Origin of the sequence: Pontixanthobacter luteolus, assembly GCF_947494915.1 — a bacterium.
GTDB classification, from domain to species: Bacteria; Pseudomonadota; Alphaproteobacteria; order Sphingomonadales; family Sphingomonadaceae; genus Pontixanthobacter; species Pontixanthobacter luteolus.
This window is the reverse complement of sequence record NZ_CANLWR010000001.1, coordinates 988854-1001875: the sequence shown is the minus strand read 5'-3', so window position 1 is coordinate 1001875 and position 13022 is coordinate 988854. Positions and strand designations below refer to the sequence as shown.

At 57.0% G+C, this 13022-nt stretch carries 15 protein-coding genes; 5 read left to right on the top strand and 10 right to left on the bottom strand.

What is annotated here, in order from left to right; translation table 11 throughout:
- Window positions 1-10 precede the first annotated feature (10 nt).
- Together PO778_RS04790 and PO778_RS04785 are read left to right on the top strand one after the other, a co-directional pair.
- On the top strand, window positions 11-946 hold the full coding sequence (locus PO778_RS04790) for an ABC transporter ATP-binding protein (protein WP_160730642.1): 936 nt from the start codon (window positions 11-13) through the stop codon (window positions 944-946).
- A complete protein-coding gene (locus PO778_RS04785; protein ID WP_202391591.1) occupies window positions 946-1713 on the top strand; it encodes an ABC transporter permease in 768 nt (255 codons plus the stop codon). Before PO778_RS04790 ends, PO778_RS04785 begins: the two co-directional genes overlap by 1 nt.
- A 2-nt stretch (window positions 1714-1715) precedes the next feature.
- On the opposite strand, the gene PO778_RS04780 is transcribed toward PO778_RS04785, so the two are convergent.
- Window positions 1716-2543, bottom strand: a complete 828-nt coding sequence (locus PO778_RS04780) for a TSUP family transporter (RefSeq protein ID WP_271438800.1) — start codon at window positions 2541-2543, stop codon at window positions 1716-1718.
- Between PO778_RS04780 and tgt the strand changes: the two genes are divergently transcribed.
- Complete coding sequence (gene tgt, locus PO778_RS04775) at window positions 2542-3681, top strand: tRNA guanosine(34) transglycosylase Tgt (RefSeq protein WP_271438799.1); 1140 nt, start codon at window positions 2542-2544, stop codon at window positions 3679-3681. The two genes, PO778_RS04780 and tgt, sit on opposite strands and share 2 nt — an antisense overlap.
- A gap of 61 nt (window positions 3682-3742) precedes the next feature.
- Window positions 3743-5749, top strand: coding sequence for an alpha/beta hydrolase family protein (locus PO778_RS04770; protein ID WP_271438798.1), 2007 nt, complete (start codon window positions 3743-3745; stop codon window positions 5747-5749).
- Between the two features lie 55 nt (window positions 5750-5804).
- Here PO778_RS04770 and rpsD read toward each other — a convergent pair whose 3' ends face one another.
- Window positions 5805-6419, bottom strand: a complete 615-nt coding sequence (gene rpsD / locus PO778_RS04765) for a 30S ribosomal protein S4 (RefSeq protein WP_271438797.1) — start codon at window positions 6417-6419, stop codon at window positions 5805-5807.
- Window positions 6420-6635: 216 nt separating this feature from the next.
- Between rpsD and PO778_RS04760 the strand changes: the two genes are divergently transcribed.
- On the top strand, window positions 6636-6947 hold the full coding sequence (locus PO778_RS04760; protein ID WP_160729928.1) for a chorismate mutase: 312 nt from the start codon (window positions 6636-6638) through the stop codon (window positions 6945-6947).
- A gap of 122 nt (window positions 6948-7069) precedes the next feature.
- Here PO778_RS04760 and PO778_RS04755 read toward each other — a convergent pair whose 3' ends face one another.
- From PO778_RS04755 to rpoD, 8 genes are all read right to left on the bottom strand, one after another.
- Window positions 7070-7342: a hypothetical protein gene (locus PO778_RS04755; RefSeq protein WP_271438796.1), complete on the bottom strand. Its 273-nt coding sequence runs from the start codon at window positions 7340-7342 to the stop codon at window positions 7070-7072.
- A gap of 35 nt (window positions 7343-7377) precedes the next feature.
- Window positions 7378-7671 (bottom strand): hypothetical protein, encoded by a 294-nt coding sequence (locus PO778_RS04750; RefSeq protein WP_271438795.1) that lies wholly within the window; start codon window positions 7669-7671, stop codon window positions 7378-7380.
- Between the two features lie 94 nt (window positions 7672-7765).
- On the bottom strand, window positions 7766-8491 hold the full coding sequence (locus PO778_RS04745; RefSeq protein ID WP_271438794.1) for an RNA methyltransferase: 726 nt from the start codon (window positions 8489-8491) through the stop codon (window positions 7766-7768).
- Window positions 8475-8966 (bottom strand): transcriptional regulator NrdR, encoded by a 492-nt coding sequence (gene nrdR / locus PO778_RS04740; RefSeq protein ID WP_160729924.1) that lies wholly within the window; start codon window positions 8964-8966, stop codon window positions 8475-8477. Before nrdR ends, PO778_RS04745 begins: the two co-directional genes overlap by 17 nt.
- Entirely contained in the window at window positions 8967-9176 is a 210-nt protein-coding gene (locus PO778_RS04735) for a hypothetical protein (RefSeq protein ID WP_160729923.1), read from the bottom strand.
- A 1-nt stretch (window position 9177) separates the two neighbouring features.
- The gene (glyA, locus tag PO778_RS04730; RefSeq protein ID WP_271438793.1) at window positions 9178-10488 is read right to left on the bottom strand and encodes a serine hydroxymethyltransferase; all 1311 of its coding nucleotides are present in this window, start codon (window positions 10486-10488) and stop codon (window positions 9178-9180) included.
- A gap of 3 nt (window positions 10489-10491) precedes the next feature.
- Window positions 10492-10929: a ribose 5-phosphate isomerase B gene (gene rpiB / locus PO778_RS04725; protein WP_160729921.1), complete on the bottom strand. Its 438-nt coding sequence runs from the start codon at window positions 10927-10929 to the stop codon at window positions 10492-10494.
- Window positions 10930-11002: 73 nt separating this feature from the next.
- Window positions 11003-13018 (bottom strand): RNA polymerase sigma factor RpoD, encoded by a 2016-nt coding sequence (rpoD, locus tag PO778_RS04720; protein ID WP_160729920.1) that lies wholly within the window; start codon window positions 13016-13018, stop codon window positions 11003-11005.
- Window positions 13019-13022: the final 4 nt, after the last annotated feature.

Genomic DNA, 13022 nt, shown 5'->3' with positions numbered 1-13022 from the left:
GTCGGGTGATGTGACGCAGCCAATTCTAGAAATCGCGAATCTGACCAAAAAATACCCTGGCGGGCTGACCGCTTTGGACGATGTCGATCTGACCGTTCACAAGGGCGAGATTTTTGCGCTGCTCGGACCGAATGGAGCGGGCAAGACCACGCTGATCGGTGCGGTTTGTGGGCTTGTCCGGCCAAGTGGCGGGACGATCCGTGCGTTCGGGCATGATCTTGCAACAAACTGGCGCTCGGCCCGTGCCCGGATCGGGTTGGTGCCGCAGGAACTGTCGACCGACATGTTCGAGCAGGTTCAGCGTGCGGTGGCGTATTCGCGCGGTTTGTTCGGCCTTCCGGCGGACCCTGCGCGGATCGAGGAAATACTGCGCTCGCTCAGCCTGTGGGACAAGCGCAAGGAACAAATTCGTGCATTGTCAGGCGGAATGAAACGCCGGGTCTTGATCGCCAAGGCGCTGGCGCATGAACCAGACCTGCTTTTCCTCGACGAACCAACCGCAGGGGTCGATGTCGAATTGCGGCGCGACATGTGGAAACTGATCGGTGAAATGCGTGAACGCGGGGTCACCATCATTCTGACCACCCACTACATCGAAGAGGCCGAGGAAATGGCCGACAGGGTCGGTATCATTCGCAATGGCAAGATCCTGATGGTGGATGACAAGGCATCAATGATGCGCCGTCTGGGAAGCACAGAGGCGGTCATCGAAATGAAGCAACCTCTGACTGATATCCCCGATGCATTGTCGAAATATCCGCTAACTTTGACGGCGGGCGGAATCCACCTGCGCTACCGCGGCGGTGACGGTAGCGGTCTTGGCCGGGCAGAGGTCGCACAGGTTACAAGGCATCTTGCGATTTCCGGGATTGAGTATGTCGGCATCGATATTCGCGATTCCAGCCTGGAAGATATTTTCGTCGGACTGGTGGAGGAAAGCGCGTGATGGGTTTCAACCTCCGCAGCACATGGGCGATTTACACCCGTGAACTGATGCGCGCGCTGCGCACCGCGTTCCAGTCCATCCTTGCGCCGGTGCTGACGACTTCGCTGTATTTCATCGTGTTTGGCGCGGCGATCGGCGGGCGGATGCCAGACCTCGGCGGTGTTAGTTACGGCGCGTTCATTGTTCCTGGCCTGCTGCTGCTCACGCTTCTGAGCGAGAGCACTTCGAACGCCAGCTTCGGGATTTACATGCCCCGGTTCACCGGCACGATTTACGAGCTGCTGTCCGCGCCTGTCGGGGTTGCGGAGACGCTGGTCGGGTTCGTCGGTGCCGCTGCGACCAAATCACTTATTCTGGCGGCGATAATCCTGACGACTGCCTTGTTGTTCGTGGATTACACCATCGCCCATCCGATCCTGGCGATCGGCTACATAATGCTCGTCGCGGCGAGTTTTTCGCTGTTTGGTTTCATCTTGGGAATTTGGGCGGACAGTTTCGAGAAGCTAGGGATTATTCCGCAGCTGATCCTTTTGCCGCTGACATTTCTTGGCGGCACATTCTATTCGATCGACATGCTGCCGGAGCCGTGGCGCACAGCCGCGCTGTTCAATCCCATTGTGTATCTGGTGAACGGGCTTCGGTGGACGTTCTATGGCGCCTCCGACGTCAATATCTGGGTGTCCTTCGGCCTGACGCTGGGTTTCCTTGCGATCTGCGTCACGATCATCACCATCATTTTCAAGACGGGATGGCGCCTGCGCGCCTGATGTCACGCGGCGAGCAAGTCCCACAGGATCTTGCCGGTCAGGCCAAGAGACGCGACGATCATCAGCGGACGGATCAATTTTGCCCCGTGCCGCATGGCAAAACGTGAACCGATGAAACCGCCGATCATGGCCCCTGCTGCCATCGCCAGGCCAAGCAGCCAGACCATTTTTCCGCCCAGTGTGAACACAATCACCGCTGCCCAATTGGTCGTTGCGTTGAACAGCTTGGCATTGGCAGTTGCCCGCGTCAGGCCCTGTCCGCGCAAACCGACGAGGCTCGCGGTGAAGAACTGGCCAGTACCGGGTCCGAAGAATCCGTCATACAGCGATATTGCACCTGCGACCGGGGCGTAGCTTTTGCGGCTCAACCGCTCATGCGCGTCGTCATCGGTCATTCTGGGCGATAAAATAACATAGCCAGCCAAGGCGATGAGAAAGACCGGCACGATATACGCCAGCACGCCGGCGGATATCTGCTGGATCAGAATGGCACCGATGGCCGACCCGCAAAACACTAGGCCGACGAGCGGGAGATTTCGCCGGATCTCCACCAGACCGCCCCGCCAGTAAGACCAGCAGGCGGTGCTCGTCCCGAAGACCGATTGCAGCTTGTTCGTTCCGATAGCGAGGTGCGGGGGCAGGCCTGCCGCGAGCAATGCGGGCATCATCACCAGCCCGCCGCCGCCCGCGATAGAGTCTATGAAACCAGTCAGAATAGCGACACCGAACATCGTCAGGATCAACCAGGTTTCGGGTGTGAAGCTCTCGATCATTTGCCCGCTGTGGCCGCTGGCGCTAAGGGCCGCAAGCCCCATCAAAGACAGGCCCATGACAGACCAGACCCCAGACAGATTCTCGTTCTCAATATCAGCGACAGATGGAAAGGCTCGCACCGGCCTGATCCGGATGAAACGCGGCGACATTCGAACGCCTGCCTTTATGCCGGTGGGAACCGCCGCAACGGTCAAGGCGCTGAAACCGGAGACGGTGCGCAAAACCGGCGCGGACATCATCCTGGGCAACACGTATCACCTGATGCTGCGTCCGGGGGCCGAACGGGTCGCCCGCTTGGGCGGCTTGCACAAATTCATGAACTGGCACCGGCCCATTTTGACCGATAGCGGGGGCTATCAGGTGATGAGCCTCTCGGACTTGCGCAAATTGACCGAAGAAGGGGTCGAGTTCCGTAGTCACCTCGACGGTTCAAAGCATATGCTGACCCCGGAACGGTCGATGGAAATCCAGCGGCTGCTGGGTTCGGACATTGTCATGGCATTCGATGAATGCCCCCGGGCGGACCAACCGCGCGATGTGATCGCAAGTTCCATGGAAATGAGTATGCGGTGGGCGAAACGCAGCCGCGACGGGTTCGATTCCGGTGAAGAGCATGCTTCCCGCGCTGCCCTGTTCGGAATCCAGCAGGGCGCTCTGGATCAGGAACTGCGTAAACGAAGCGCCGATGCGCTCACCGATATCGGCTTCGATGGCTATGCGATTGGCGGACTTGCGGTGGGGGAAGGGCAGGAAGCCATGTTCGCCACGCTTGAATTCGCGCCTGATCAATTGCCCCACGACCGTCCGCGCTACCTCATGGGCGTGGGCAAACCGGATGATCTGGTCGGCGCAGTCGAGCGCGGGGTGGATATGTTCGATTGTGTGCTGCCCAGCCGGTCAGGCCGGAACGGCCAGGCCTTCACCTGGAACGGTCCGATCAATCTGCGCAACGCCCGCTTTGCCGAGGATCAGGAACCGCTCGACAGGCGCTGTGCGTGCGATACCTGCGCAACCTATAGCCGGGCCTATCTGCATCATCTGGTAAAATCGCAGGAGATCCTCGGCGCGATGCTGATGACCGAACATAATATAGCGTTCTATCAGCAACTGATGCAGGCAATGCGCGATGCAATCCAAGGCGGGAAGTTCAAGGAATTTGCCGCGAAATTCCGAAGCGATTATTTTTCCAAATAGGCTGTTGTCTCAGAGATTTATGTTCTTATGATCCCGCAATCAAAGATTTAGGGGGTCCTAATTGCATAAGTTTGAAAAAGTTTCACGGGCAACAGTGGCAGCGGGCCTGGCCCTGATCAGTCTTTCACCTCTGGCCGCTCAAACGCTGGAAGATGATGCGGCGCGGTTCGGGGCTCGGCAGTCGATCCTGAGTATAAGCCTGTCTCCCTCTGGTGACAAAATTGTCTATATTTCACCGAATGGCACCAGCGGTGAGAAGGTCATGCTGGTGGATCTGGGAGCTCAAGGTCCAATCACGCCTAAAACCCTGCTGGCGGACAATACACCCAACGTGGATATCGATTCGTGTATGTGGGCCACTGATCAGAATCTGGTTTGTTACCTGTATTCTATTGTGGAGGATTCATCGGGCCGGCTGCTCGGGTTCGAGCGTGCCATCGGCGTTAACATTGAGAGCGGTGAGGCGACAAAGCTGACGGCAGAAACGTCTTCGAGGGCGCTGTATACCTCACAACGCGGCGGATCGATTGTTGCCTTCGATGTTGAAACTGAACCAAACAAAATCGCAATGACCCGCGCCTGGGTTGAGGAATGGACGAATAACACAAGGCTTGCGAACACGAAAAGCGGTCTAGGTGTCGATCTTGTAGATGTGAATACCGGCAAACGGGACACCATCGAGCAGCCCGACGAGAGCGCCGTGGCCTATATCGCTGATGACAAGGGAAGAATCAGGTTGAAGGTCTTGGTCTCTACCGACAATCGTGGGCGCTCGCTCGGCAGACGGGTTTATCTATATCGCCCCGCCGATAGTGATGACTGGGAGCGTTTGTCGACAGCGGTGTTCGATGGCGTTGGATCACAAGGATTTCGTCCGGTTGCTATCGATTCGGGCAAAGATGTCGCCTATGGCTTCATGGATCAGGATGGATTTACTGGCGTATATTCGCTTGGCTTGAGCGCAGATAGCAGCCCGAAACCGGTGAAGGTGCGTGACGACGTCGATGTGGATTCTCTTGTCAGGATCGGGCGCCAGCGCCGCGTCGTCGGGGTCAGCTACGCAACCGAAAAACGGAGAGTCGAATTTTTCGACGATAATCTGGCCAACTTAACCGGGCAGTTGCAAAATGCGTTGCCCGGAAACCCCGCGGTAGGTGTGGCCGGTGCAAGCGCCGATGAACAGAAGTTGCTGATTATTGCTTCCAGTGATGTTGATCCCGGCATGGTTTATCTCTTCGACAAGAACGGCTCGAAACTTCAGGAATTGCTTCCGTTGAGGAATGCACTTTCGGGTCAGGATATGGCTGAAATGAAGCCAGTGACTTTTCCTGCACGGGACGGAACCGAGATACCCGGCTATTTGACCCTTCCAAACGGTCCGGCAAAATCGAATCTGCCGGCAATTGTCTTGCCTCATGGCGGACCAAGTTCCCGCGATGAATGGGGATTTGATTGGCTGGTGCAATTCTTTGCGGCGCGGGGTTACGCCGTCCTTCAGCCAAATTACCGTGGATCATCGGGGTATGGCCGCGCATGGTTCGGCAGAAATGGGTTCAAGAGCTGGAAAACAGCGGTCAATGATATCAACGATGCCGGAAGCTGGCTCGTCAGCGAAGGCATCGCCGACGGCAGCAAGCTGGCAATTGTTGGCTGGTCATACGGTGGATACGCAGCGCTTCAATCGCAGGTTGTTTCAGGCAATCCGTATGGTGCGGTTGTGGCAATTGCTCCGGTAACAGATCTCGAGAAACTGAAGAATGATAGCCTGGGTTTCACGAACGAAAGGATCATGCGTGAATTCATTGGGGCGGGCCCGCACATCAAGGAAGGTAGCCCTGCACAGAACGTCGATCGTTTCACCAGCCCGGTACTGATGTTCCACGGTACATCTGACCAGAATGTAGAGGTCAGGCAGTCACGCCATATGGCTGACAGACTGAAAGATGCAGGCAAGCCTGTCGATTATGTCGAATATGAAGATTTGGCACACAACCTCTCGGACAGTGCTGCACGCGCCGACATGCTGCAACGCATCGGCGTATTCTTGGATCAAAACCTAGGCGACTGAAAAAGAAAGGGCGGCCCCGAGAGGCCGCCCTTCCTGATTTCGAGATTGGTAACGATCAGCGCGAATAGAATTCGACGACCAGGTTCGGTTCCATGGTGACCGGGTAAGGTACTTCGTCCAGCTTGGGCACGCGGGTGAAGGTCACCTTGTCGTTGCCATCCGTAGAAACGTAGTCAGGAACATCACGCTCAGGCAGGCTCTGGGCTTCGATAACCAGCGCCATTTCCTTGGCCTTGTCGCCCAGACTGATCACGTCACCAACGTCGCAGCGGCGGCTTGCGATGTTGCACTTCACGCCGTTGACGCGAATGTGGCCGTGCGACACGATCTGACGTGCAGCAAAGATCGTCGGAGCGAACTTCGCGCGGTATACGATCATGTCGAGGCGGCGCTCGAGAAGGCCGATGAGATTCTGGCCGGTATCGCCCTTGATCGCAGTTGCTTCCTTGTAGGTGCGGCGGAACTGCTTCTCGGTTACGTCACCGTAATAACCTTTGAGCTTCTGCTTGGCGCGCAGCTGCAGGCCGAAGTCGCTCATCTTGCTCTTGCGACGCTGACCGTGCTGGCCAGGGCCGTAGGAACGCTTGTTTACCGGGCTGTTTGGACGACCCCAGATGTTTTCACCCATCCGGCGGTCGAGTTTGTACTTGGCGCTTTTGCGCTTCGACATAAGTCTTTCCTTCAATCTGCAATCGCTGCCCCAGCGGCAGCGCTTTAACCCGGTATCGCTCCGTCAGATCGACCAAATAGATGATGGTATCTGACGCGGCTGCCGCTTCACCGGGATACGGAGCCAATTGCGAAGCGCGCGAATAGCAGGATCAGTCATCAGGTCAAGCGATAACACACTCGACAAACTAGCCGCAAAAGGGCAGGGCGCGCGTCGATGAATGACCAAGCTAAAGCCCCCTCAGACTGCCAGACAATGATCGATGTGCGCGCCGGGGTCGATGCGACCGATCGCGCATTGGTGGATCTGCTCGAAACCCGTTTCGGATATATGCGTGCAGCGGCACGCATTAAGACGGAGCAAAGCGCGGTAAGAGACGAAGACCGCAAGGCGGCCGTGATTGACGCTGTGCGTCAAAGGGCGGCAAAGGCGGGCATTCCGGCTGACGCATTGGCAGAGATATGGGACAGCCTGGTCGAAACCTCCATCGCCTACGAAATGACCGAGTGGAAACGCTTGCGTCGATAGGATTCCGCTGATTTTTGCCTCAGCTGTGCCTGAATTTACATCAAGAAAACGGAAACAGCCCCGGGACATGCCGGGGCTGCTGTATCTTTTCCGCCATCAATGTGACCTGTCAGCAAGTGATGTTACTGGTTGCCCGCAGCATCATTCACACGGCGACGAGCCTGTTCAAAGTTGTCAGAAGTGTCCTGCTCGTATTTCCGCCATTCCTCGGCTGTACGGCACACTTTGCGCTTTGCCAGACGCGAACCTGTAATCGTTTCAATCCGGCAGACTTTTGCTTCTTTAGCTTCTTCGTCTTTTGCCTCGGTGCTGGCCGCTGCGTTCGAATCCAGTGCCAGAGCTGGGGCTGCGATACTGAATGTCGCAAGGGCGGCAAGGGGGAGTGCTATTTTCATCGTGTTTTCCTATAAATGAATTGAGTGCGGGAGGCCTATTTGGCTGTATCTGCAACTCTTGACCTCGCACGCTTAAATTCCATGCGTGTTTCTCTTTTATGACGCCGCCAACCTTCTGCGGTTTTGCAGTCTTCCCGAGTTCTCAAGCGGGAACCAGCGATTGTCTGCCGTTTGCAAATCAGTGTCTTATCATCTGCAGAAGTGAGATCATCCTGCGGATCAACACTTTCGGACGTTGCCTCGACACTGGTCGCGACTACCCCCATATCAGCAGTCGAAATGGCTGCCTGCATAGATGCAATTGCAACAAAGATTGCGAGCGTGCTCATAGAAACATGGTAACCCCGCAGCCTGTTCCAAGTCAAGTTGAGCGCTTACAGCACCTTAGCTCCGAAGCGAAACCTCGAGGTTGGGGACCTCTCGTCAGGTTCTGTCGCGCCGCGAAAGCGAGGAGAGCACGCCTCGTAGGGTACGCACTTCCAAATGATTCCAGCCTGGACGGGTCAGCACATTTCGTAAGGTTCTGCGGGTGGCATCGGATCGTGACGGCGGCATGAAATATCCCTTCGGCTCCAGCATGGCTTCCAGATGTCCGATCAATCCATCCAGTTCCGCTTGTTCGGCGGCGGGCAGCACTTCTTCAAGCGTCGGCTGTTTCAGCGACTGGGTCTTGGACCATTCATAAGCGCACAGAATTACCGCCTGCGCGAGATTGAGAGAGCCAAACTCCGGGTTGATCGGTACTGTCAGAATTGCGCGCGCCATCGCTACGTCTTGTGTATCCAAACCTGACGCTTCCCGACCGAACAAGATCGCGGATCGCCCGGATTCCGCGATGATCTGACCCGCCGCCTGTTCGGGCGTCACCACCGGTTTGGAATCGCCGCGTTTGCGCACAGTTGTCGCATAGATATTGGTGCAGTCGGAGACCGCTTCGGCAGTCGAGCCGAAAATTTGCGCCTCATCGAGCACGATATCCGCTCCGGCGGCAGCCGGGCCAGCGCTCGGGTTAGGCCAGCCATCCCGCGGCTCAACCATTCTCAGTTCAGTCAGCCCGAAATTTAGCATCGCCCTGGCGACCTTGCCGATGTTTTCGCCCAATTGAGGGCGCACCAGAACAATGACGGGTGATTTAGCCTGCTGCGGCATCGGATTCTTCAGCGCCGGCTCCGGCGACTTCCTGGACGGTGCTGGCAAATTCCTCGAAGTCTCTGGCTTCGCTGAAATCCCGGTAGACGCTCGCAAACCTGATATAGGCGACGCTGTCGAGTTGGCGCAGCCCGTCCATTACCATTTCACCCAGGCGGGAGGACGGGATTTCGCTCTCACCGGCGGTTTCAACTTGCCGCTGGATACCCGAGATCAATTGATCGATCCGCTCTTGCGACACATCGCGTTTGCGGCATGCCAGAGCCACGGATTGCTCAAGCTTCGACCGGTCGAAAGCCTGCCTGCGATCGCCGCTTTTCACGATCGTCACTTCACGCAATTGCACGCGTTCAAAAGTTGTAAAGCGTGCGCCGCAGCTGGTGCATTGACGGCGCCGACGGATCGAGGCGTTATCCTCTGTCGGTCTGCTGTCTTTTACCTGGCTGTCTTCATGCGCGCAGAACGGGCATCGCATCTATTTCTTGATCCTGTTCCACAACGCATAGCCTGCACCGGCGGCAAGGCCGATCGGCCATGTCACGACCGGCAGCAATGCGCCGCCAAGCGCGCCGATTGCCGCGCCTGCGAGCACAGGCTTGGTCGATGGATGAGCCATGCCCTGTTTCGCCATTCCGGCAATTTCAGTGCGGGCATCGTCGACCAGATCTGGTTCTTTGTCTTTCATCTTACATTCCCGGGTAAACTGGGAAGGCTGCGCACAGTTCAGAAACGCGGTTGCGAACCGATTCCTCTGTCTGGGCGTCACCTTCGGGGCCGTTTTTAGAAAGCCCTTCTACCACTTCAGCGATCAGCGCGCCAATCTTACGGAACTCAGCCGGGCCAAAACCACGGGTTGTTCCTGCCGGGGTACCGAGACGAATGCCGCTGGTCACGAACGGGCTCCGGGTGTCGTACGGGATGCCGTTCTTGTTGCAAGTCAACCATGCCCGGTCGAGGCCCTTTTCAGCTGCCTTGCCGGTAACGTCCTTGGACGTAAGGTCGACCAGCATGGAATGGTTGTCCGTGCCGCCCGAGACAATCCGCAGGCCGTTTTCTTCAATGCTTGCCGCCAGCGCCCGGGCGTTCTCAACCACGCTTGCGGCGTAGGTCTCGAATTCGGGCCGCAATGCCTCGCGAAATGCGACTGCCTTGGCAGCAACGATATGCATCAGGGGGCCGCCCTGCATGCCGGGGAAGACAGCCATGTTGATCGGCTTTGTCAGGTCTTCATCGTTCCACAAGATAATGCCCGAACGCGGCCCGCGAAGGCTTTTGTGCGTGGTGCTGGTAACGACGTGTGCATGCGGGAAGGGCGAAGGGTGCGCGCCACCGGCAACCAAGCCGGAGATATGGCTCATATCAACCATCAGATAGGCGCCAACCTCGTCAGCGACCTTGCGGAATGCGGCCCAGTCCCACTCGCGCGAGTAGGCGGTGCCGCCCGCGATTATGAGTTTCGGTTTGTGCTCTTTTGCAATCGCCATGACCTGATCCATGTCGATGCGCTCGTCTTCCTTGCGCACACCGTATGCGACGGGATTGAACCACTTGCCGCTCATATTGACGGGGGAACCATGGGTCAGGTGCCCGCCCGAATTCAGGTCGAGGCCCATGAAAGTGTCGCCGGGCTCAAGCAGCGCGAGAAATACCGCCTGGTTCATTTGAGAACCGCTGTTGGGCTGGACGTTTGCAAATTCGCAGCCAAACAATTCCTTCGCCCGGTCAATTGCCAGTGTCTCCACGACATCAGCATAGTCGCAGCCGCCGTAATACCGTTTGCCGGGATAACCCTCGGCATATTTGTTGGTGAATACGCTCCCTGCAGCTTCCAGCACCGCCTTGCTGGCAATGTTCTCACTCGCGATGAGTTCAATCTTGTCTTGCTGGCGCTTCAATTCGTTGGCGACGGCGCCCGCGATCTCCGGATCGGCGGTGGCAAGGTCGTCATGCCAGAAACGATGCATAATGTCGGTGCTGGTGGCTTCGGCAGTGCTCATGGATCAGACCTTTGGGTTGGAAAGCTTGTCTACGCGGCGTTGGTGACGGCCGCCGGCAAATTCTGTTTCAAGGAAGGCGCTGACACAGGCCTTGGCCATGTCGCTGCCTGTCAGACGGGCGCCGATCGCGATACAATTTGCGTCGTTATGTTCCCGAGCGAGAGCTGCACTCAGCGGTTCGGAGACCAGAGCGCAGCGAACAGCAGGGTTGCGATTGACCGACATCGAAATGCCAATTCCGCTGCCGCATAGTGCGATACCGCGTTCGGCAGTCCCGTCAGCCACCACCCCGGCAAGGCTGTAACCAAAGTCGGGATAATCGACGCTGTCATTGGTGTCCGGCCCGAGGTCCGCAACCTCGTGGCCCTGTTCGATCAGCCACTCGCGCAGCTCGGCTTTCAGGTCGAGCGCGGCGTGGTCGGAGGCGATGGCGATTTTCATGCGCTGCACATAGAGAAATGGCCCGCTGATTGCCAGCGGGCCATGTTCGAAATCACCAACAGGTTTGAAAGAATTACTGGTCGAGGAACGACCGCATCTTTCGGCTGCGGCTTGGGTGCTTCAGCTTCCTGAGCGCCTTCGCCTCGATCTGACGGATGCGTTCCCGGGTAACCGAGAATTGCTGGCCGACTTCTTCAAGCGTGTGGTCAGTGTTCATACCGATACCGAAGCGCATCCGCAGCACGCGCTCTTCACGCGGGGTGAGGGATGCCAGAACGCGGGTAACGGTTTCTTTCAGGTTGGCCTGAATTGCCGCATCCACGGGGATGATGGCGTTCTTGTCTTCGATGAAATCACCGAGGTGCGAATCTTCTTCGTCACCGATCGGCGTTTCCAGGCTGATGGGTTCCTTGGCGATCTTCATCACCTTGCGAACCTTCTCAAGCGGCATTGAGAGACGCTCAGCCATTTCTTCCGGTGTCGGCTCACGACCCTGCTCGTGCAGGAACTGGCGGCTCGTGCGGACCAGCTTGTTGATCGTCTCGATCATGTGGACCGGAATACGGATTGTTCGTGCCTGATCGGCAATCGAGCGGGTGATCGCCTGACGGATCCACCACGTTGCATAGGTGCTGAACTTGTAACCGCGGCGGTATTCGAACTTGTCGACCGCCTTCATCAGGCCGATGTTGCCTTCCTGAATAAGATCAAGGAATTGCAGGCCGCGATTGGTGTATTTCTTGGCGATGGAAATAACCAGGCGCAGGTTTGCCTCAACCATTTCCTTCTTCGCGATACGTGCTTCGCGCTCGCCCTTCTGCACCATATTTACGATGCGGCGGAATTCGGGCAGTGACATACCGGTCTGGCTGGCAATGTCCGCAATCTCTGCGCGGATACGCTCGACTGCATCGGCTTCCTTCTCTGCGAAGGCCGCCCATTTCTTGTCTTTCTTGACCCGGTCTTTCAGCCAATTGTCGTCCATCTCGTTGCCGATATAGGCGTCGAGGAAGTCGATCCGTTTGACCTTGTGGCGTTCGGCAAGGCGCAGCATCTGGCCGCCAAGAGCAGTCAGGCGGCGATTGAACGCGTACAGATTGTCGACCAGGAATTCGATCTTGGTCGCGTGGAATTGGACGCTTTCGACCTCGGCAGTGAGGTCTTCGCGCATCTTCTCGTATTTCTTTTCCTTAGCGGCAGGAAATTCGAGACCAGCGCCGAGCGTTTCGACGCGTTCGGCCTGCAGTTTTTCGAATTTCTTGAACATGCTCGTGATGCGGGCAAAGGTTTCGAGTGCTTCCGGTTTGAGTGCGGCTTCCATCTGCGCGAGGGAAAGGGTGTTGTCCTCTTCCTCCTCATCGTCGCGCTTCTTGGATGAGCCTTCTTCGCCGTCTTCGTCATCGTCCGAATCTTCATCGGAATCGTCGTCATCGTCGCGGATGTCGACGCCAGCGGTTTCCTCGGAAATCTCGCCGTCATCATCCTCGTTTTCCTCTTCCATCTTGTCGACGGGAGGTTCCTTGGAAAGCATGGCATCGAGATCGAGGATCTCGCGCAGCTGCATTTCCTCGTTATTGAGGGCTTCGGACCAGTGGATGATTGCGTGGAACGTGATCGGGCTTTCACAAAGGCCGATGATCATCGTGTCGCGACCGGCCTCAATGCGCTTGGCAATCGCGATTTCACCTTCGCGGCTGAGCAGCTCGACAGCACCCATTTCGCGCAGATACATGCGAACGGGGTCGTCGGTGCGTTCGCCAGCGGCGAGTTTCTTTGGTCCGGCAGGAGCTTTCTTCGCTTCCTTGCCATCCTTGCCGACGCTGATTTCCTCAACTTCGGATTCCTGTTCCTTCTCGGCCTCGGCCTCTTCATCGTTCTCGACGATGTTGACACCCATTTCGCTGATCGCAGACATGACGTCTTCGATCTGATCGGTGGTCATCTGGTCCTGAGGAAGCGCTTCGTTGAGTTCATCAACCGTGATGTAACCCTTGCGTTTCGCTTTGGTGAGAAGCTTCTTCACCGACGCCTCGTTGAGGTCGATCAGGGGAGCGTCTTCTTTATCCTTGGTCTTCGCTTTGGAGGCCATAAAC